General features: G+C 71.3%; 13 protein-coding genes. 6 read left to right on the top strand and 7 right to left on the bottom strand.

The features are described 5' to 3' along the window. Positions 1-210: 210 nt before the first annotated feature. Positions 211-1,035, bottom strand: a complete 825-nt coding sequence (locus ACFYY6_RS20985) for a maleylpyruvate isomerase family mycothiol-dependent enzyme (RefSeq protein ID WP_351524248.1) — start codon at positions 1,033-1,035, stop codon at positions 211-213. Positions 1,036-1,205: 170 nt separating this feature from the next. Between ACFYY6_RS20985 and ACFYY6_RS20980 the strand changes: the two genes are divergently transcribed. After that, the gene (locus ACFYY6_RS20980; protein ID WP_351524247.1) at positions 1,206-2,006 is read left to right on the top strand and encodes a carbon-nitrogen family hydrolase; all 801 of its coding nucleotides are present in this window, start codon (positions 1,206-1,208) and stop codon (positions 2,004-2,006) included. A gap of 98 nt (positions 2,007-2,104) precedes the next feature. Here ACFYY6_RS20980 and ACFYY6_RS20975 read toward each other — a convergent pair whose 3' ends face one another. Beyond that, positions 2,105-2,596: an LURP-one-related/scramblase family protein gene (locus ACFYY6_RS20975; protein WP_389194581.1), complete on the bottom strand. Its 492-nt coding sequence runs from the start codon at positions 2,594-2,596 to the stop codon at positions 2,105-2,107. Between the two features lie 159 nt (positions 2,597-2,755). Here ACFYY6_RS20975 and ACFYY6_RS20970 point away from each other — a divergent pair, with 159 nt between their 5' ends. Next, entirely contained in the window at positions 2,756-4,594 is a 1,839-nt protein-coding gene (locus ACFYY6_RS20970; protein WP_389194578.1) for an NHL domain-containing thioredoxin family protein, read from the top strand. A 113-nt stretch (positions 4,595-4,707) separates the two neighbouring features. Here the strand turns inward: ACFYY6_RS20970 and ACFYY6_RS20965 are convergent, their stop codons facing one another. The 4 genes from ACFYY6_RS20965 to ACFYY6_RS20950 form a co-directional block, all read right to left on the bottom strand. Beyond that, positions 4,708-5,469 (bottom strand): DUF4232 domain-containing protein, encoded by a 762-nt coding sequence (locus tag ACFYY6_RS20965; RefSeq protein ID WP_389194575.1) that lies wholly within the window; start codon positions 5,467-5,469, stop codon positions 4,708-4,710. A 430-nt stretch (positions 5,470-5,899) separates the two neighbouring features. Beyond that, on the bottom strand, positions 5,900-8,779 hold the full coding sequence (locus tag ACFYY6_RS20960; protein ID WP_351524243.1) for a BTAD domain-containing putative transcriptional regulator: 2,880 nt from the start codon (positions 8,777-8,779) through the stop codon (positions 5,900-5,902). A gap of 211 nt (positions 8,780-8,990) precedes the next feature. Next, entirely contained in the window at positions 8,991-10,289 is a 1,299-nt protein-coding gene (locus ACFYY6_RS20955; RefSeq protein ID WP_351524242.1) for a M18 family aminopeptidase, read from the bottom strand. 492 nt (positions 10,290-10,781) lie between these two features. After that, positions 10,782-12,608 (bottom strand): acyl-CoA dehydrogenase, encoded by a 1,827-nt coding sequence (locus tag ACFYY6_RS20950; protein ID WP_351517604.1) that lies wholly within the window; start codon positions 12,606-12,608, stop codon positions 10,782-10,784. Between the two features lie 174 nt (positions 12,609-12,782). Here ACFYY6_RS20950 and ACFYY6_RS20945 point away from each other — a divergent pair, with 174 nt between their 5' ends. From ACFYY6_RS20945 to ACFYY6_RS20935, 3 genes are all read left to right on the top strand, one after another. After that, positions 12,783-13,223 carry an SseB family protein gene (locus ACFYY6_RS20945; protein ID WP_073790626.1) on the top strand — a complete coding sequence of 147 codons (441 nt, stop codon included), beginning with the start codon at positions 12,783-12,785 and terminating at the stop codon, positions 13,221-13,223. Between the two features lie 225 nt (positions 13,224-13,448). Next, positions 13,449-14,405, top strand: a complete 957-nt coding sequence (locus tag ACFYY6_RS20940) for a pirin family protein (RefSeq protein ID WP_389194572.1) — start codon at positions 13,449-13,451, stop codon at positions 14,403-14,405. 192 nt (positions 14,406-14,597) lie between these two features. Further along, entirely contained in the window at positions 14,598-15,713 is a 1,116-nt protein-coding gene (locus tag ACFYY6_RS20935) for an AI-2E family transporter (RefSeq protein WP_351517607.1), read from the top strand. Positions 15,714-15,847: 134 nt separating this feature from the next. Here ACFYY6_RS20935 and ACFYY6_RS20930 read toward each other — a convergent pair whose 3' ends face one another. Further along, on the bottom strand, positions 15,848-18,346 hold the full coding sequence (locus ACFYY6_RS20930) for a SpoIIE family protein phosphatase (RefSeq protein ID WP_389194569.1): 2,499 nt from the start codon (positions 18,344-18,346) through the stop codon (positions 15,848-15,850). Between the two features lie 296 nt (positions 18,347-18,642). On the opposite strand from ACFYY6_RS20930, the gene aspS reads away from it, so the two are divergent. After that, positions 18,643-20,427 (top strand): aspartate--tRNA ligase, encoded by a 1,785-nt coding sequence (gene aspS / locus ACFYY6_RS20925; RefSeq protein ID WP_351517609.1) that lies wholly within the window; start codon positions 18,643-18,645, stop codon positions 20,425-20,427. Positions 20,428-20,555: the final 128 nt, after the last annotated feature.

The following is a 20,555-nucleotide window of genomic DNA, read 5'->3' as shown; positions in this document are numbered from 1 at the left end:
CGTGCCGTGCGGCCGTCCCGGACCGCCGGCTCGTGCGATCCGGCTGCCCGCTCGGGCCCGGCCCTGTGCCCGAGTGGTGCGCGTAGCGCCGGGTCGGCGGCGCGCCCGTCCCCGTTCGACGGGCGCCGCCGACGTCGGTGGCACGGGTGTGCTACCGGAGGAGGCGTCAGGGCGCCAGGACCCCACGCCATAGGGCGCGGTGGCAGGACCTCACGGTGTCACGGCGAAGTTCCGCAGGATCGCGTCCGCCAGGTCCTGGTCGCCCTCGACCTTGACGCGGTCCGGCACCGCGCCGGCGCGCATCCGCCCGCAGGCCAGCCGGGAGTACGTCTCCCAGTCCATCGCCAGGGTCACGGCCGGTCCGAGCGACGGCGAACCGTCCACCGAACCCCGGCCCTCCGCATCGACCCTGACCGTGCGCAGGAACTCCACCGGGCCGTTCACATCGATCACCACCGCCGAATGCGGCGGCGCCCCCGCGTCCTTGGCGACCACCTTCGGCAACGCCTCCAGCAGGACGTCGCGGACGATGGTGGCCCCGGGCGAGTCCAGGTTGCCGGGTCGGCCCAGCGCCACCCGCAGGTCCTGCTCGTGCACCCAGACGTCGAACGCCCGCATCCGCAGGGCCAGTTCGAGGGTCTGCTCGGTGCCGAGCGGCGCCCGGACCATGGTCTCGGGGGCACGGTTCTCGTTGCGGAGCTGACGGGCGCGCCGAATGATCGTGTACTCCAGTTCGGCGAGCATCTCCGGCGAGGTGTGGTGGCGCCGCACGTCGACCTGCATCTCCATGTAGCGGGCCAGGTCGTTCTGCATGTGGTACAGGTCGCGCGGCAGTGAGTGGATCGGGCGCGGATCTCCGAGCTGTTCGGACTCCATGCCGATGATGTGCGACACGATGTCGCGCACGGACCAGGCGGGACACGGCGTACGGCCGTTCCACTCCCCTTCGGCGAGCGGCTTCACCAGCTCGGCTATCGCCTCGATGGAGTGGGTCCAGGCATCGGCGTAGTTCTGAAGGCTGGGATGGACGGTCACGGGACCCCTCGTGCGGTTCTGCGGTGCATGGGCTGGAGTGCTGGGCGCGGGCGGCGGACTGCGTGGGAGGTTCGATCGCTAAGTTACGCTGCGAGCAGGCACCCCGGCAGTGCTTTCGTGTGACGATCGTAGGCCCGTGTTGACGGCTCGAATGCCAGGACGGTGGTAGTGTGCGCGCCTCCCTCATCCAGATCGCAGTAGACCCGGACGAATCCGTCGATTCCCGCAGGCAGCGTGCGGCATCGCTGGTCTCCGACCAGCGCGGCGCGGATCTGGTGGTCCTGCCCGAGCTCTGGCCGGTCGGCGCCTTCGCCTACGACTCCTTCCGGGACGAGGCCGAACCGCTCCAGGGGCCCACTCACACCATCATGGCGAAGGCCGCGGCGGACGCCGGGGTCTGGCTGCACGCGGGCTCCTTCGTCGAGCGCGCGCCCGACGGCACGCTCTACAACACCGCGCTCGTCTTCACGCCCGAGGGCGAGCGGGCCGCCGCGTACCGCAAGATCCACCGCTTCGGCTTCGACCAGGGCGAGGCGGTCATGATGGGCGCGGGCGAGGAACTGGTCACGGTGGACCTGCCGCAGACCACGCTGGGCCTCGCCACCTGTTACGACCTGCGCTTCCCGGAGCTGTTCCGGGGGCTGGTGGACGCGGGCGCCGAGACCCTGGTCGTCGCCGCGGGCTGGCCCGAGCGGCGCCGCTCGCACTGGACGCTGCTGGCCCGCGCCCGCGCCGTCGAGAACCAGGCATACGTCCTGGCCGTCGCCACCGCCGGTACCCACGGCGGGGTCCCGCAGGCCGGCCACAGCATCGTCGTCGACCCCTGGGGCGAGACGCTCGCCGAGGCGGGCGCGGAGGAGGAGGTGCTGAGCGTGGAGTTCGACCCGGAGAAGGTGGCGACGACCCGCGCACAGTTTCCCGCGCTCAAGGACCGTCGGCTCGGACTGATCCCGCCTCCGGCCCGCGCATAGTCACCGGCCCGGTCCGGGTGCCCCCGGGTCGGCCCGTGGGCACCCGGGCCCACCCGAGCTGGGGCGGGGCGGGTCGGTCCTGATCGAGCGGGGCCGGGTCAGCCCTCGTGCTCCTTCTCCGCGAGCACGATGACGCACACCGACACGGCGATGAGCAGTGCCGCGTCGGCGTCCTCCCGCACGATGTCGATGCCGTAGGTGTCGCGGACGGTCAGCCGGCGGCGGGAGATCTGGGCCAGCAGCTCCCCGTCGTACTCGACGGCGAATTCGCGGTCGAGGATCCTGCCGCTGACGTCCAGCTCGGTCCCGTCGACCAGCGTGACCCGGTAGTGGTTGCGCAGCAGTGACAGCCGCTTGCGCCTGATCGTGGCGAGCTGTTCGCCGCCGCGCTCGATGAGCATCGTGTCGCGGAGGCTGAACAGCTTCTTACGGATTTCGACCAGTACATGGCCCTCGGTGTCCTTCAGCTCGAAGGTGTCCCGCAGCCGCATGGCCTTGCCGTCGACGAGGAAGACCTTGCGGCCGTCGGTGTCCTCGATCCAGTAGTCGTCACCGATGCCGAAGAGGCGTTCCCGCACCTGGAATCTCATGGCCCACAGGTTCCCCCATGACTCTCCGGAACACGCGGACCCCGGGAACGCGCGGACCCCGCTTCCGGAACATGTGGACCCTTTCCGGCCCACACGTACCTTCCGGCCCGCGCGCACCCTCCGGAATGCGTGCGGTTCGCGGTGCTGTTGACTGTCGACATGGCAACACGTGCGCGCGTCAGGGCCCCCGAACTGATCGGCAAGGGCGGCTGGCTCAATACGGGAGACCGGCAGTACACCCTCGCCGACCTGCGCGGACGCATCGTCGTCCTGGACTTCTGGACCTTCTGCTGTGTGAACTGTCTGCACGTCCTCGACGAGCTGCGCGAGCTGGAGGAGAAGCACCGCGACACCGTCGTGATCATCGGGGTCCACTCACCGAAGTTCGTCCACGAGGCCGAGCACGAGGCGGTCGTCGACGCGGTCGAGCGGTACGAGGTCCGGCACCCGGTCCTCGACGATCCGGAGCTGGCGACCTGGAAGCAGTACGCCGTACGGGCCTGGCCCACCCTGGTCGTCATCGACCCCGAGGGCTATGTCGTCGCGCAGCACGCGGGCGAGGGCCACGCCCATGCCATCGAGAAGCTGGTCGAGGAGCTGGAGACCGAGCACGCGGCGAAGGGCACGCTGCGGCGCGGCGACGGCCCCTACGTGCCGCCCGAGCCGGTCGCCACGCATCTGCGGTTTCCCGGCAAGGCACTGCTCCTGCCCGACGGGGGCTTCCTCGTCTCCGACGCCACCCGCCACCGCCTGGTCGAGCTCGAAGCAGACGGCGAGACGGTGCGCCGCCACGTCGGCACCGGCGACCGGGGGTATGCCGACGGCGCGGCGGACGACGCCCGGTTCTCCGAACCGCAGGGACTCGCCGTGCTGCCCGACGGCCGGATCGCGGTCGCGGACACGGTGAATCACGCCGTCCGGGCCCTGGACCGCACCACGGGAACGGTGACGACCCTCGCCGGTACCGGCCGCCAGTGGTGGCAGGGGTCGCCGACGTCCGGTCCGGCCCGCGAGGTCGACCTCTCCTCGCCCTGGGACGTCGCCTGGTTCGCGGACCGGCTGTGGATCGCCATGGCGGGGGTCCACCAGCTGTGGACCTACGACCCCGCGACGGAGACCGTGCGGGTCGCCGCGGGCACGACCAACGAGGGCCTGGTCGACGGGCCGGCCGAGGAGGCGTGGTTCGCCCAGCCCTCGGGGCTCGCCGTGTCGGCGGACGGGGAACGGCTGTGGGTCGCGGACTCGGAGACGTCGGCGCTCCGGTACGTCGAGCGCGACGGCACCGGCTTCGCCGTCCGTACGGCTGTCGGCACCGGCCTCTTCGACTTCGGGCACCGCGACGGCGCCGCGGACCAGGCGCTGTTCCAGCATCCGCTGGGGGTGACCGCCCTGCCCGACGGGTCCGTCACCGTCTGCGACACGTACAACCACGCGCTGCGGCGCTACGACCCCGCGAGCGGCGAGGTCACCACCCTGGCCACGGATCTGCGCGAGCCCAGCGACTCCGTGCTGGTCGACGGCGACCTCGTGGTCGTCGAGTCCGCCCGGCACCGGCTGACCCGGCTGCGACTGCCCGAGGAGGCCGTCCGCGTCGTCGACCGGGCGCACCGCACGCAACGCGCCGCCACCGAGATCGCTCCCGGCACGCTCCGGCTCGACGTGGTCTTCCGGGCGCCCGCCGGGCAGAAGCTGGACACCCGGTACGGCCCGTCGACGCGGCTGCTGGTCTCCGCGACCCCGCCGGAACTCCTGGCGGAGGGGGCCGGTGCCGGCAGCGACCTCTTCCGCGACCTGGTCCTGGCCGACGGGTTCACCGAGGGGGTGCTGCACGTCTCCGCGATGGCCGCCTCCTGCGACGACGACCCGTCGAACGAGTACCCGGCCTGTCACGTCCACCAACAGGACTGGGGCGTCCCCGTCCGCGTGAGTACGGGGGGAACGCCCCGACTGCCGCTGGTGCTGGCAGGGCTGGACGAGCAGGAGCAGGAGCGGGCCTGACGGCGCGACGGAGCCCCGGACGCGGAGGGCCTTCCGCGTCCGGGTGCGGTGTCCACACGGCGAGGCGGGGCCGCGCGTCCCGCGGGGCTCGTCGTACGGCCCGGCTCAGTGGGTCAGGAGGTGCCCGCCTGCTTCATGGAGCTCACCGCGTCGGCGACCGTGCTCCGGTACAGGCCGAGCTTCGGGTCGAGCACCTTCACATCGGGGCCGAGGTCGAAGTTCTGCGTGTCCGCGTTGGGCATGTGGTCGCCGTCGGCGAGCACGTTCATCTCGTTGATCCAGGTCATGCCGTCGCCGCCCTTCGGGTTGAGGTCGATCACCGCGATGGCGGCCGTCTTCGGCTTGACCGGGTAGGCCGGTGCGCCGCCCAGGCCCCCGGGAACCTTCGGCTGCACGTCCCCGCTGTGGTCCGAGGCCTTCGCGGCGCCCAGGCTGACCTGCGGGAAGTAGCTCAGGCCGCAGGAGTTCGCGCCGACGTTGTTGACCTCGATCACGTGCTGGGTGGCCGAGCCCTGACGGGGGTACACGCGCACCGACAGGTCCCCGCTCTTGCACGGGTGCGCGTAGGCGTAGCTGTCGCTGGTGTTGCCGCCCCCCGTCTTGGCGCCGCCGTTGGACGTGCCGGTCTTCGAGGCGCCCGTCTTCGTGGTCCCGGTGTTCTGCGCGGCCCCGCCGGACTTCGCGGTGGTCGTGGTCGTCCCGTCGGTCGCTGACTGGGAGGAGTCCGCCGAGGCGGCAGCCGCTGCGGCGTCGTTCGCCGGGCCGGCGGACTTCGTGCCGGTGTCGTCGTTGCCGCCGCAGGCGGTGAGGGCCAGGGCGAGCACGGCGGTGGTCGCGGCGGCGAGGACGGCGGAGCGGCTGCGGAAGGTACTCATGGTTTCTTTTCCCCCGAGTGTGACGAGTGTGATGAGTGCGATGGGAGGCGGACGCCTCGGCCCCGGTCATCCGGCGGACGCCTCTGACCTGCTGACATCCATGAGTCTGGGGCCCGTCGCTCATGTTCCGCTGTTGTCCCGCTGACGTCCCGCTGACGTTCCCTGCCGTGCTGCGCGGGCGTCTTTGTCAGGGCTTGAGCGGACGTCTTCGCAGGGGCTCGCGCGGGCGCTCCCGCAGGGCTCCTCGGGGGCACCTCTCCACAGGTGCCTGCGCGGGCGGCCTCGCGGTTGCCTGCGCGGCTGTCCCCCGCGGTTGCCTGCGCGGCTGTCCCCCGCGGTTGCCTGTGCAGCTGTCCTGGTGGGTGCCTGCGTGGGTCTCCTCGCCGCCGCGCCCGCCCGCTCGAACGGTGGGAACGCACGCGGCGCGGGCTCAGTCGTCGCCGACGGCGAGCCGCCTGACCGCCTCTTCGTACCGTCTGCGGTACTCCGCGCGTGCGGTGACCCGCAGCAGTGCTTCGAGGGCCCGGACCGCCCCCTGGTCGTACCCGGCGCGTTCCGCCTCCGCTGCCGCCAGGTCCAGCATCCGGATGCCCTCCTCCTCGTCGCCGAGCGCCAGCCGGGCCTCTCCGCCGACGGTCAGCAGCAGTACCCGGCGGGCCTCCTCCTCCTGTTCGGGCCCGAGGTCGAGGGCCGCGCGAGCGGAGTCGAGGGCGTCCTGCGGCCGGTTCGCGGTGAGCTGCATCCGGGCGAGATGCTGCAGGGCGAGCATCTCCGTGTGCGCGTCGCCCTCCTCGCGGGCCAGGTCGACGGCGCGGGCGCAGTCCTCCAACGCCGCGTCGAGCCCGCCGTCCTCGGCCTGGACGACGGCCAGGTTGACCAGCGCGGTTGCCTCGCCGAGCCGGTCACCGGCCTGCCGGGCGAGACCGGGCGAGCGTTCCAGCAGGGCGATGGCCTCCGCGGTCCTGCCCTCCTCGGTGAGCACCCAGCCCAGCAGGTTGAGCACCCGCGACTCGGCGTACGGGTCCTTCTCGGCGCGGGCGGAGCCGAGGGCCAGCTCCAGCAGCGGCGACCAGTTGTCCCGTACCCGCCACACGACCTGCGGCCACTGGAGGAGGATGATCCGCCAGGCCCGGTCGTGGAGTCCCGCGGTCCGGGCCGCCACGGCGGCGAGGGCGAGATCGTCGCGTTCGGCGGCCAGCCAGCGCATGGCCGTCGCCCGGTCGGCGAAGTCCCGGACCGCGGCGGGCGCGCGGAAGTCCTCCGGCACGACGAAGCAGGGCTCACCGCCGGGTTCGGCCGTGTCGGCGGCGGCGAGTGCGGTGGCGATGTAGTGGTCGAGGACATCGCGGAGCGCCTCGTCCGCGGAAGCCGGGTCCAGGCCGCGGGCGTAGAGGCGCACCAGGTCGTGCAGAATCCAGTGCCCGGGAGCCGTCTCGGTGACGAGATGGGCGGTGGCGAGCCGTTCCAGTGCCGCCGCGGCGGTGACCGGGTCCGTACCGGCGAGCGCGGCGGCCGTGTACGGGTCGAAGTGGCTGCCGGGGTGGTGCCCGAGCCGGGTGAACTGGTGGACGGCGTCCGGCGACAGCTGCTGCACGGTCAGCCGCAGCGCGGCCGGGACACCGGTGTCGTCGACATCGAGGTACGTCAGCCGGCTGCGCTCGTCGGCCAGTTCGTCGGCCAGGCCCGCCAGCGTCCAGTGGGGGCGCCCGGCCAGCCGGGCCGCGGTGACCCGCAGGGCCAGGGGCAGGCCCCCGCACAGTTCGGCGAGCCGTCGGGCCGCCACGGGTTCGGCGAGGACCCGTTCCTCGCCGAGCACTCCGGCCAGCAGGGCGGTGCCGTCCTGGGGTTCGAGGACATCGACCGGCACGGGGCGGGCCGCGTCCGAGGCGATGAGGCCCTCCAGCCGGTTGCGGCTGGTGACCAGCGTGACGCAGTCGGCGCCGCCGGGCAGCAGCGGCCGGACGGAGGCGGAGTCGCGGGTGTTGTCGAGGACGACGAGCAGTCGGCGCCGGTCGGTCAGCGACCGGAACAGCGCGGCCGCCGCGGTCACGGACTCCGGGACGCGACGCGGTGCGACGCCCAGCGCCAGCAGGAACTCGCGCAGGACCTCCACGGCCGCGGGTTCACCGGTGTCGCTGAACCCGCGCAGATCGGCGAAGAGCCGCCCGTCCGGGAAGGCTGCGGCGTTGCGGTGCGCCCAGTGGAGGGCCAGCGCGGTCTTCCCCACCCCCGCCGGTCCGGTGACCAGGCAGACGGGTGCCTCGCCCGCCGCGGCCCGGCCGAGCGCGGCCAGCTCGGCGGCCCGTCCCTGGAAGCCGCGGGGCGCGCGGGGGAGCAGATCGGCGGGGCGCGGTTCGCCGGCCGAGGGAGCCAGAGCCGGGGCGGTGGGGGCATGGGGAGGCGACAGGACGGCTGCGCGGCCCGCGAGACCCGGTCCGTCCGCACGGTCCGTCTGGACCGAGTGGACCGGTGCGTGGTGCGCTCCGTCCGTGCGGTCCGTTCCGGCCGCACGGTCGGTCCCGTCCGCTCCTCCGGCCGTACGGTCCGGCTCGGCGGCGCGCTCCGGGCCGGGGTCGCCGCGCAGGATCAGGGCGTACGCGTCGGCGAGTTCGTGTCCCGGGTCGATGCCCAACTCCTCGGCGAGCAGCCGCCGGGTGCGGTGGAACCAGTCCAGCGCCTCGGACTGGCGCCCCGCCCGGTACAGCGCCGTCATCAGGGCGGCGGCCAGCGACTCCCGCATCGGATGCGCGGCAGCCTCCGTTCGCAGCACCGCCGCGGCCCGGCTGTGCTCGCCCAACGCCCCGTAGGCGTAGGCGAGTTGCTCAACAGTCGCCAGCCGTGACTCCTCCAGGGAGTGGGCGGCGGCCTGGAGCGGCGGGGCGGCGAACACCCCGGTGAGCGCCGGGCCCTGCCACAGGGACAGGGCCTCCTTGAGCATCAGCACGGAGTCCGCGGGATCACGCTGTTCCCGTGCCAGCAGCAGGAGTTCCTCGAACCGGTGCGTGTCCAGCAGGGACTCCGGCAGCCGGAGCAGGTACGCGTCGCCGAGGGTGACCAGCTCCACCCCGTATGCCCCGGCGTCCGCGCCGACCAGGAGGGCACGCAGCCGGGACACGTGTCCTTGGATGACGCCGCGGGCGTGCAGCGGCGGGGCTTCGTCCCACAGCGAGTCCGTCAACCGGGCCATGGACACGGGGGTGTTGGCGGACAGCAACAGCGCGGCGAGCAGGCTGCGGCGTTTCGCGGGTCCGAGCGGCAGCGGTCCGGTGAGCGTTTCTACGGAGACGGTGCCGAGCAGCCGGAACTCCACGTGCGGCTCCCCTTCCGGGCGGGATGCGCCCCGGCGGGGGCACGGCATAGCCCCAGGATATCGGGGGTGTCGGGGAGCCGAGAGCGGCGATTCCCGGTCGACCGCGGGGCCGTCGGCCCGAGGAGTTCCTTCCCGGCTGATCGACCCGGCGGATCGGCCTGGTGGCCAAGGGCCGTCCCGATGGGGCAGCCCGGTGGCCCGGCCCGGCGGATCAGCCCGTCAGGAACGCCGACAGCGCGTTGGCCAGCAGGTACGGGTCGTCCGCGCCGCACAGTTCGCGGGCGCTGTGCATCGACAGGATGGGGACGCCGATGTCCACGGTCTGGATGCCGTGCCGGGCGGCGGTGATCGGCCCGATGGTGGTGCCGCACGGCATCGAGTTGTTGGAGACGAACGTCTGCCACGGCACGCCCGCCTTCCGGCACGCCTCCGCGAACACGGCCCGGCCGCCGCCGTCGGTCGCGTACCGCATGTTGACGTTGACCTTGAGGATCGGCCCGCCGTTGACCACCGGGTGGTGGGTCGGGTCGTGGCGCTCGGCGTAGTTGGGGTGGATGGCGTGGCCGGTGTCGGAGGAGAGGCAGACGGTACCGGCGAACGCCCGTGCGCGGTCCTCGTACGAACCGCCGCGCGCGAACACCGAGCGCTCCAGCACCGTGCCCAGCAGCGGCCCGTCGGCGCCGGTGTCCGACTGGGAGCCGTTCTCCTCGTGGTCGAAGGCCGCCATGACCGGGATGTACGGGAGCTCGGCGTCCGGCTGCCCGGCGACGGCGGCGAGCGCTGCGGTCGCCGCGTGCACGGAGAGCAGGTTGTCCATCCGCGGGCCGGCCAGCAGCTCGCGGTCCCGGCCCAGGTAGGCGGGCGGCTCGACGGGGTGCGGCATCAGGTCCCAGCCGATGACGTCATCGGCGTCGACTCCGGCCTCCTCGGCGACGAACCGGATCAGGTCGCCCTCCTCGACGTCCCCGAGACCCCAGATCGGCTGCATGTGCTTCTGCCGGTCGAGCTTCAGACCGTCCGGGTTGGCCGAGCGGTCCAGGTGCACGGCCAGCTGCGGCACGCGCAGGAGCGGCCGGTCGATGTTCACCAGCCGGTGCGTTCCCCCGCGCAGCGAGATCCGCCCGGCGAGCCCGAGATCGCGGTCCAGCCAGGTGTTGAGGAGCGTCCCGCCGTAGATCTCCACGGCGACCTGGCGCCAGCCGTGCGCCCCGGTGTCGGGCAGCGGCTTGACCCGCAGGTTCGGCGAGTCGGTGTGCGCACCGACGATCCGGTACGGGGTGTGCGCCTCGACGCCCTCCGGCACGTACCAGGCCACGATCGCGCCGCCGCGCAGGACGTACTTCCCTCCGTGAGTGCCGTCCCAGGCCGCGGTCTCCTCGACCTGCCGGAACCCGGCCTTCTCCAGCCGCGCCGCCGCGGTGGCCACCGCGTGGTACGGGGAGGGGGAGGCCATCAGGAAGGCCATCAGGTCGTCGGTGTGCCCGCGGTCGAAGCGGAGGGAGGAACTCATGTTCTTCACTGTAACGAGGCCGGGCCGGAACGTTTCCCCGTCGTCCCGCAGTCGGCACGCGTCGCCGTACGGGACGGCGGCGCGCCGTCCCCGAAGCGCCGCGATCACGACGCTTCGGGCAGTGCCTCGGTGGTCGTGGTTCCTCCCATGAACGGGATTCTCGGCCGTGCCCGCAGCGTGCCCAGCCCGTACGAAGGCACCGCCACCCGAAAGTGCGTACGGGTGGCGGTGCCGGTCGACGATCCCGGGCGGGAGAGGCCTAGTGCCGCTCCCGGCAACGTTTGCCCCGTCGCACCGTCCGGCACGCACTCCCCCAAGGCCTCAAGGGCCAGGGGGGACCCCCTTCGGCGTTGGCCGAAAGCCCACGTAGCCCTTCCCCAAGCTCTCGACTTCGTTCGAGCAGGGGAGACCCCATCCGAGGGCTTTCGGCCGGCACACCGAGAGCACGTACCGGACGCGCTCCTTGACGGGCAAACGTTGCCTGCCGCGGCACTAGAACGCGGCCTCGTCCAGCTCCATCAGCGAGTTGTCGACGGACTCGGCGAGCGCCCGCTCGGTGGAGACGCCCGGCAGGACGTTCGCGGCGAAGAACTTCGCGGCGGCGATCTTGCCCTGGTAGAAGGCGACGTCCTTCGCGGAGGCGGTGGCCAGCTTCTGGGACGCGACGTGCGCGCCCTTGAGCAGCAGGTAGCCGACCACGACATCGCCGGAGGCCATCAGCAGGCGGGTGGTGTTCAGGCCCACCTTGTAGATGTTCTTGACGTCCTCGCCGGTCGCGGTGAGGTCGGTGATCATCGTGCCGACGATCGCCTCCAGGTCCACGGCCGCCTTGGCGAGCGAGTCCAGCGCGCCGGACAGCTCCTCGTCGCCCTGGGCGTCGGTGAGGAACTGCTTGATCTCCTCGGACAGGGTGTTCAGCGAGGCGCCCTGGTCACGGACGATCTTCCGGAAGAAGAAGTCCTGGCCCTGGATCGCCGTCGTGCCCTCGTACAGCGTGTCGATCTTGGAGTCACGGATGTACTGCTCGATCGGGTACTCCTGGAGGTACCCGGAGCCGCCGAACGTCTGGAGCGACTGCGCCAGCTGCTCGTAGGACTTCTCGGAGCCGTAGCCCTTCACGATCGGGAGCAGCAGGTCGTTCAGGCCGTTCAGCGCCTTGGTGTCCTCGCCCGCGGCCTCCTTCTCCTGGATCGCGTCCTGGACGGACGCGGTGTACAGGACGAGGGAGCGCATGCCCTCCGCGTACGCCTTCTGCGTCATGAGGGAGCGGCGCACGTCGGGGTGGTGCGTGATGGTGACCTTGGGCGCGGTCTTGTCCATGAACTGCGACAGGTCGCTGCCCTGGACGCGCTCCTTGGCGTACTCCAGCGCGTTCAGGTATCCGGTCGACAGGGTCGCGATGGCCTTCGTGCCGACCATCATGCGGGCGAACTCGATGATGCGGAACATCTGGCGGATGCCGTCGTGCTTGTCGCCGATCAGCCAGCCCTTGGCCGGGTGCTTGTCGCCGAACGTCATCTCGCAGGTGTTGGACGCCTTGAGGCCCATCTTGTGCTCGACGTTCGTCGCGTACGCGCCGTTGCGCTCGCCCAGCTCGCCGGTCTCCCAGTCGAAGTGGAACTTGGGGACGAGGAAGAGCGAGAGGCCCTTGGTGCCGGGTCCGGCGCCCTCGGGGCGGGCCAGCACGTAGTGGAGGATGTTCTCGGACATGTCGTGCTCGCCCGAGGTGATGAACCGCTTAACGCCCTCGATGTGCCAGGAGCCGTCCTCCTGCTCGACCGCCTTCGTGCGGCCCGCGCCGACGTCCGAACCGGCGTCCGGCTCGGTCAGCACCATCGTCGAGCCCCACTGCTTCTCGACGGCGATCTGTGCGACCTTCTTCTGCGCCTCGTTGCCCTCGTCGAAGAGGATCCCGGCGAACGCCGGGCCGGAGGAGTACATCCAGATGGCCGGGTTCGAGCCCAGCAGCAGCTCCGCGTACGCCCAGATCAGGGAGCGCGGCGAGGTGGTGCCGCCGATCTCCTCGGGCAGGCCCAGGCGCCAGTACTCGGAGTCCATGAAGGCCTGGTACGACTTCTTGAACGTGTCCGGGACCGGCGCGGTGTTGGTCTCCGGGTCGAAGACCGGCGGGGTGCGGTCGGCATCGGCGAAGGAGTCGGCCAGCTCGTTCTCCGCGAGGCGGGTGATCTCGTCGAGGATGCTCTTCGCCGTCTCGACGTCCATCTCGGCGAACGGACCGGTGCCGTACGTCTTGTCGCGACCGAGCACCTCGAAGAGGTTGAACTCGATGTCGCGGAGATTCGACTTGTAGTGCCCCATGGAAGGCTCTCCGTAATCAATAGCAGTGGCACGCGACGCCCCGGGCGCGGCGTGCGGGCCGGGTGGGCGACGAGCTGGCGGTGCGCATATCAGCTGACCCGTCCGATGATGCTACCCGTCAGTAATAAGATGCAACCCCTCAAGGGGGCGATGTGTCCGATTACTCTTTGCCGCATGTACGGCTACGACCAGAACCCGGGCGCGCAGCAGCAGATGGGCGGCGGCTACGGCGAGCAGCCGCTGTATCCCGAGCCCTCGCCGCCGTCCCTCCGGGACGCGGTACGCGCCTTCACCACCGGCTCGCTGTCCGCGGAGGACTTCCAGCAGATCTTCGCCACGTCGAAGGTCTACTGCCCGCGCGGCGACAACCCGGGATTCCTCGCGCTGCACAACACGCAGCATCCGGTGATCCCGATGTTCACCACGCTCAAGGAGCTGCGGCGGTACGCGGGCAAGGAGTCCAAGTACTTCGTGATCACCGGCGCCGAGGTGATCGACCTGCTGCCGACCGGCTACGGCTTCGTCCTCGACATGGAGGGCGAGCACCGCATGGTCTTCGACGCCAAGGCCGTGGAGCAGATGGTCGACTTCGCGATGCGTCGCATGTACGGCTGACGCCCTCGCTTCTCCCCCGTCCTTCTCAGGGGCCCGTGCCACGTTCGGACACCGCCGGTGATCAACCGGCGGCACCCGGGCGCGGTGCGGGCCCCTCGTCGTTCCGGTGCGGGGGTTGCCGCCGTGGCTTCCCGTGCGGGGGTTCCGGCACGGGAATGCCGGGCGCCTTGCGTGATGTTCATTGTTCAACTAAATTGGAGGCAGGACAAACCGGAGGTGGCTCCCATGCCCGCAGTGACCGTCGAAAACCCGCTGACTCTGCCCAAGGTCGCCGCTTCCGGCGACGCCGTCGCCCGTCCCGTGCTCGCCGTCACGACGGCACCGAGCGGATACGAGGGCGAGGGCTTCCCGGTTCGCCGCGCGTTCGCCGGGATCAACTACAAGCACCTCGATCCGTTCATCATGATGGACCAGATGGGCGAGGTGGAGTATCAGCCCGGGGAGCCGAAGGGAACCCCGTGGCACCCGCACCGCGGCTTCGAGACCGTCACCTACATCATCGACGGCACCTTCATCCACCAGGACTCCAACGGTGGCGGCGGCATCATCCAGAACGGTGACACCCAGTGGATGACCGCCGGTTCGGGCCTCCTGCACATCGAGGCGCCGCCGGAGTCCCTCGTGATGTCGGGCGGCCTCTTCCACGGCCTCCAGCTCTGGGTGAACCTGCCCAGGTCCCACAAGATGATGGACCCGCGCTACCAGGACATCCGCGGTGGCCAGGTCCAGCTCCTCGCCTCCCCGGACGGCGGCGCGCTGCTCCGCGTCATCGCCGGTGAGCTCGACGGGCACGATGGCCCCGGCGTCACCCACACCCCGATCACGATGGTCCACGCCACCATCCGGCCCGGTGCCGAGGTGACCCTGCCGTGGCGCGAGGACTTCAACGCGCTCGTGTACGTGATGGCCGGGCGCGGCAGCGTCGGCGCGGACCGCCGTCCGATCCATCTGGGGCAGACCGCGGTCTTCGGCGCCGGTTCCTCGCTGACCGTCCGCGCGGACGAGAAGCAGGACGGCAACACCCCGGACCTGGAGGTCGTGCTGCTCGGCGGCCGTCCGATCCGTGAGCCGATGGCGCACTACGGACCGTTTGTGATGAACAGTCAGGCCGAACTCAAGCAGGCGTTCGAGGACTTCCAGGCCGGCCGGCTCGGTCGGATCCCGGCCGTCCACGGTATGTGAGCCGTCCTGCTCCGGGTCACCCCCCGGCTGCCCGCCCTCCGGGGGGTGACCCTTCGTCCCGATATCGTGCATGATTCCCTAGTGCTGCGACCGGAAAGGTTCACCGGCTCGCGACGCCCGGGGCGTGGCGGCCCGTCGCCCGTACGGCGGCACGGGCGAGACATTGCATTCACGACATGATCGGATGGGAGCGTGCAGACCCAGAAGCCCCTTCTGCCCGACGGCGCTCGGCGCACCGCCGCCTGGTGCGGTGTCGTCCTCCTCGTCACCGGGGTCGTGGCGGTCGCCATCTGGCTGTGCGTAGCCTTCAAGACGGCCGTCACGCCCGTACTGCTCGCCCTGCTCGGTACGGCCCTGCTCGGCCCGGTCCACAGCAGGCTGACGGCGCGCGGCATGAACCGTTCGGTGGCCGCGGGGCTCACCTGCGCCCTGCTCGTCGCGGTGGTCGGCGGCGCAGGATACATCGTCGTCACCGCGCTCGTGGACACCGGCCCGCAGATCCTCGGTTCGCTCAAACGCACCGGGCAGTGGTTCGTCGACCACCTCGGGATCAGAGGGACGACCGATGTGGACGCACTCGCCGCCAACGCGCAGAAGATCCTGGAGAAATTCGGTGCGAGCGCCGCGGGCGGGCTCCTGTCCGGGATCAGCCTGATCGGTTCGCTGCTCGCGACGAGCGTCCTGGCCCTGCTGCTGACCTTCTTCTTCCTGCGCGACTCCGACCGGGCCGCGGGCCTCGCCCACGCGGTCGCCCCGCGCGGTACGGGCGACCTGGTCGAGGCCATGGGGCGGCGGGCCTTCGAGGCGGTCCAGGGCTTCATGCGCGGCACCACGTTCATCGCCCTGATCGACGCGGTCTGCATCACCGTCGGTCTGCTGATCCTGCGTGTACCCGGCGCCGTGGGGCTGGGGGCGCTGGTCTTCGTCGGCGCGTACATCCCGTATCTCGGGGCGTTCATCTCCGGCGCGGTCGCGATCCTGGTGGCGCTCGCCGACCGGGGGGTGGTGATCGCGCTGTGGGCGCTGGGCGTCGTGCTCGCCGTACAGGTGCTGGAGGGCCACGTCCTGCAACCGATGATCCAGAGCCGTACGGTTCAGATGCACCCGGCCACGATCATGATCGCGATCACCGCGGGCGCCGGGGTGGCGGGGCTGCTGGGCATGCTGCTCGCGGTGCCGGTGTGCGCGGCGGCCTTCGGGATCATCGGCGAACTGCGCGGGGACCGTCCCGGTCCGGCCGGCGCCTCCCCGTCCGGCCCTTCCCCGTCCGGCGCCTCGCCCGGTTCCTCCGGCCCCTCCGAGGCCTGAGAAGGGGGAGGGGCGGGACGGAAGCGCTCAGTGGAGGGGCCGGTTCAGCCGTCCGACCCGGGGCCCGGGCCGGCATCCGCTCCCGTGCCTGTTCCCGTGTCCGTTTCGGCTTTGGTCGCCGTTCACGCGTCCGTTCACGCGTCCCTTGTCGTTCCCGTTCCTGCTGCCGTTCCTGGCTCCGGTCCTGTTTCCGCTTCCGCGGGTGTCCGTGCTTCCGCGCTCGCGCCCGGTTCGTACAGCTCGAACCAGATCAGCTTTCCTCCGCCCCTGGGGTCCACGCCCCACGCGTCGGCGAGCATTTCCAGCAGCAGGAGCCCGCGTCCGCTGGAGGCCATCTCCCCGGGGCTTCGCCGGTGCGGCAGTTCGTCGCTGCCGTCGGCCACCTCGACCCGGAGCCGACGCTCCCCCGATTCCCCGGTTGCCCGGACGATCAGCAGCGCGTCCCCGTCCGTGTGGACGAGGACGTTGGTGGTCATCTCGGAGACCATCAGCACCGCGGCGTCGACCTGCTCCGGATCCGCCCAGTCGTGCAGCAGCTCCCGCAGCTGCTGCCGGGCCGCCGAGATCCGCTCCGGTGCGGCCTGTGCGATGGTCAGCGTGGCCCGGCGCGTCGTCGTCTCCTGCGACGGTTCGCCGTCGCGCCGCAGCAGCAGTACGGCGAGGTCGTCCTCGCGGCGGTCCGCCAGCGGGCCCGTCGTGTAGTGGGCGGTCGGTCCGTGCACGGCCTGCACGAGGGCATCGGCGAGCTTTTCCAGGTCGGCCGTCTGCTGTTCCAGGATCGGCCGCAGCCGGAGCCAGCCCGTCGCCATGTCGTGGCCGCCGGTCTCGATCAGCCCGTCCGTACAGAGCATGATCGTCTCGCCGGGCTCCAGGGTGAGCCTGCTCGTCGGGTAGTCCGCGTCCGACTCGATGCCGAGCGGCAGCCCGCCGTCGGTGAAGCGGATCGTCGCGGTCCCGTCGGCCGTCACCACCACGGGGTGGGGGTGGCCGGCCCGCGCGATGTCGAGGGTTCCGGTCTCCGGGTCGGCCTCCGCGTACAGGCAGGTCGCGAAGCGGGGGCCGGGCCCCTCCCCGTCCTCGTAGGCGTCGGTGAGCCCGGAGAGGAAGCGGGACGCACGCGAGAGCACCGCGTCCGGCCGGTGGCCCTCGGCGGCGTACGCGCGCAGCGCGATGCGCAACTGCCCCATCAGCCCAGCGGCGCGCACGTCGTGGCCCTGGACGTCACCGATGACGAGGGCGATGCGGCCGTTGGGGAGCGGGATCATGTCGTACCAGTCGCCACCGACCTGGAGCCCGCCGCCGGTCGGGACGTAGCGGGCGGCGACCGTCATCCCGGGGACCCCGGGGCCGAGGGACGGCATCATCGAGCGTTGCAGTCCCAGCGACAGTTCACGCTCGGTCTCGGCGACCCCGGCGCGGGCCAGCGCCTGGGCCAGCATCCGGGCCACCGTCGTCAGCACCGACCGTTCGTCCGTCGTGAACGCCACCGGCTGGCGGAACGCCGCCAGCCAGGCGCCCATGGTCCGCCCCGCCACTGTCAGCGGCAGAAAGGCCCAGGACCGGCGGCCGAACGTGCTGGCGAGCGGCCAGGTGCCCGGGTAGCGGCGCCGGTACTCCTCGGGCGAGGGCAGATAGATCGCCCGCCCCGTCCGTATGACCTCGGCGGCCGGGTAGTCGGCGTCCAACGGCATGCCGTTGAAGGGACGCTCGTCGTCCTTCTTGTGCCCGTAGTGCCCGGTGATCGTCAACCGGTCGCCCGCGACTCCGAAGACGGCCAGGCCGTCCGGCGAGAACCCGGGCATGGAGAGCGAGGCGGCGACCCGCAGCACTTCCTCGGTGGACCGGGCCTCGGCCAGCGCGCGGCCCGCGTCCAGCAGGAACGCCTCGCGGGAGCGGTGCCAGTCCCCGGTGGTGGTGCCGGTCCCGGTCCTGGTGGTCCCGGACTGCCGCTCGGCGACCTCCTGGAGGGTGCCCACCATGATGAAGGAGGCGCCGCCCGGCTTCTCGGGCGGCACCGACTCTTTCGTGGGATTTCTGACGTTCGCGGGGCTCACGGCGTCCGTGGTGATCACGGGGGCTGTGCGGCCCACGGGGGCTGTGTGGCCCGCAGGGCCCGTGAGACCCATGGGGCCTGAGGGGCCTGTGTGCTCCACGGGATCCGTACGGTCCACGGGATCCATGTAGTCCGAGGGATCCATGAGGTCCACGGGATCCGCGAGATCCGAGGGATCCGTGAGGTCTGAGGGATCCGTGAGGTCCGAGGGATCCGTGAGGTCCGAGGGTGACCCTCCGGGTGGCACCGACTCGTTCATGGGCGGCAGCGGTTCGTTCCCGAGCGTCAGCGGCTTGGACCGGCTGCGTACCGTGCGCAGCACCCGTCCCTGCGGATCCACGATCCGCAGCCGGGCCTCGGCGAGGGTGCCCTCGGCGAGCGCGAGGCCCACCACTCCGTGTATCTCGTTCCAGTCGACCGGATGAAAGTGGGAACGTACCGCCGACTCGCGGAAGACACCGGCCGTCGCGGGCAGCCCGAGCAGCCGGGCCGCCTCCGCGTCAAGCGTCACGGTCCGGGCTCCGCTGTCCCAGCGCCACAGACCGGTCGCGGTCGCGGCCAGGACATCCTCGGTGCGCATTGCCCCACTTTAAGAAGATCTGCTCGGTAAACGCCACTGTGGGCGGCCATAGCGGCCACGCGGGCCGCTGCTCGGGGCGGGCGCACCCGGAGAAGTCGTGTACGAGGTCCGGGGCGTGGCCCCGCCGGGGCGGTCCGAGGTGAGGCCCCGCCGGATGGTCCGGGGGCGGCTCGCCCGGGGGCCCGCGCCGCCGCCGGGCGATCTTGAAATGTCAATGTCAATGAATTGGTGCGGGCGTGGGCGGTAGCCTGGGGTGGTTGAATCCACCCCGAACCGCGAAGACTGGATGAACGACGATGCATCGGTACAGGTCCCACACCTGCGGCGAGCTCCGCGCCTCTGACGTCGGCACCGACGTCCGGCTGAGCGGCTGGCTGCACAATCGCCGAGACCTGGGCGGCATCCTCTTCATCGATCTGCGCGACCACTACGGCCTGGTGCAGCTCGTCGCCCGCCCCGGCACCCCCGCCAACGAGGCGCTGGCGAAGCTCACCAAGGAGACCGTCGTACGTATCGACGGCAAGGTCTCCGCGCGCGGCGCCGAGAACGTCAACCCGGAGCTCCCGACCGGTGAGGTCGAGGTCGAGGTCACCGAGGTCGAGGTGCTGGGCGAGGCCGCCCCGCTGCCGTTCACGATCAACACCGAGGACGGGGTCAACGAGGAGCGGCGCCTGGAGTACCGCTTCCTCGACCTGCGCCGCGAGCGCATGCACCGCAACATCATGCTGCGCTCGGCCGTCATCGCCTCCATCCGCTCCAAGATGGTGGCCCTCGGCTTCAACGAGATGGCGACCCCGATCCTCACCGCGACGTCCCCCGAGGGTGCCCGCGACTTCGTCGTCCCGTCCCGCCTGAACCCGGGCAAGTTCTACGCCCTGCCGCAGGCCCCGCAGCAGTTCAAGCAGCTGCTGATGATCTCGGGCTTCGACCGCTACTTCCAGATCGCGCCGTGCTTCCGTGACGAGGACGCCCGCGCCGACCGTTCGCCCGGCGAGTTCTACCAGCTCGACGTCGAGATGTCGTTCGTCGAGCAGGAGGACGTCTTCCAGCCGATCGAGAAGCTGATGACCGAGCTCTTCGAGGAGTTCGGCAACGGCCGCCACGTCACCTCGCCGTTCCCGCGCATCCCGTTCCGCGAGTCGATGCTGAAGTACGGCAACGACAAGCCGGACCTGCGCGCCAAGCTGGAACTGGTCGACATCTCCGACATCTTCGCCGACTCGGAGTTCAAGGCGTTCGCGGGCAAGCACGTCCGCGCCCTCCCGGTCCCGGACACCGCGGGTCAGTCCCGGAAGTTCTTCGACGGCCTCGGCGATTATGCCGTCCAGCACGGCGCCAAGGGCCTGGCCTGGGTCCGCGTCGGCGAGGACGGCGCCCTCGCCGGCCCGATCGCCAAGTTCCTCACCGAGAACGACGTCAAGACGCTCACCGAGCGCCTGTCCCTCGTCCCCGGCCACGCCGTCTTCTTCGGCGCGGGCGAGTTCGACGAGGTCTCCAAGATCATGTCCGCCGTCCGCGTCGAGGCCGCCAAGCGCGCCGGCCACTTCGAGGAGGACGTCTTCCGGTTCTGCTGGATCGTCGACTTCCCGATGTACGAGAAGGACGAGGACACCGGCAAGATCGACTTCTCGCACAACCCCTTCTCGATGCCTCAGGGCGGCATGAAGGACCTGGAGGAGAAGGACCCGCTCGACATCCTGGCCTGGCAGTACGACATCGTCTGCAACGGCATCGAGCTGTCCTCCGGCGCCATCCGCAACCACGAGCCCGACGTCATGCTCAAGGCGTTCGAGATCGCCGGTTACGACCGCGAGACCGTCGAGCACGAGTTCGCGGGCATGCTCCGCGCCTTCCGCCTCGGCGCGCCGCCGCACGGCGGCATCGCTCCGGGCGTCGACCGCATCGTGATGCTCCTCGCGGACGAGCCCAACATCCGCGAGACCATCGCCTTCCCGCTCAACGGCAACGCCCAGGACCTGATGATGGGCGCCCCGACGGAGCTGGACGAGTCCCGCCTGCGCGAGCTGAACATCCAGCTCCGCAAGCCGGTCGCGACGGCGAACGACAAGACGGAGAAGTAACGACCGCGGGCGAGGTCGTAAGCGTCCGTTCCTTCTCTTGGTTCCACGTGAAACAGCCCCCCGGCCGGACGGCCGGGGGGCTGTTCGCTGAGCGCGCCCGCGCCCGGTCTCGTGCAGCGCCGCCCGCC

The sequence above is a fragment of the Streptomyces sp. NPDC001750 genome, from assembly GCF_042892615.1.
Classification (GTDB): Bacteria; Actinomycetota; Actinomycetes; order Streptomycetales; family Streptomycetaceae; genus Streptomyces.
The sequence above is the reverse complement of the archived record's forward strand: the minus strand, read 5'-3'. Positions and strand labels throughout refer to the sequence as shown.

Coding starts and splice junctions, on each gene's coding strand:
- ACFYY6_RS20975 (WP_389194581.1), bottom strand. CDS start 2,596: ATGAGATTCCAGGTGCGGGAACGCCTCTTCGGCATCGGTGACGACTAC.
- ACFYY6_RS20970 (WP_389194578.1), top strand. CDS start 2,756: ATGGCAACACGTGCGCGCGTCAGGGCCCCCGAACTGATCGGCAAGGGC.
- ACFYY6_RS20965 (WP_389194575.1), bottom strand. CDS start 5,469: ATGAGTACCTTCCGCAGCCGCTCCGCCGTCCTCGCCGCCGCGACCACC.
- ACFYY6_RS20955 (WP_351524242.1), bottom strand. CDS start 10,289: ATGAGTTCCTCCCTCCGCTTCGACCGCGGGCACACCGACGACCTGATG.
- ACFYY6_RS20950 (WP_351517604.1), bottom strand. CDS start 12,608: ATGGGGCACTACAAGTCGAATCTCCGCGACATCGAGTTCAACCTCTTC.
- ACFYY6_RS20945 (WP_073790626.1), top strand. CDS start 12,783: ATGTACGGCTACGACCAGAACCCGGGCGCGCAGCAGCAGATGGGCGGC.
- ACFYY6_RS20940 (WP_389194572.1), top strand. CDS start 13,449: ATGCCCGCAGTGACCGTCGAAAACCCGCTGACTCTGCCCAAGGTCGCC.
- ACFYY6_RS20930 (WP_389194569.1), bottom strand. CDS start 18,346: ATGCGCACCGAGGATGTCCTGGCCGCGACCGCGACCGGTCTGTGGCGC.
- aspS (WP_351517609.1), top strand. CDS start 18,643: ATGCATCGGTACAGGTCCCACACCTGCGGCGAGCTCCGCGCCTCTGAC.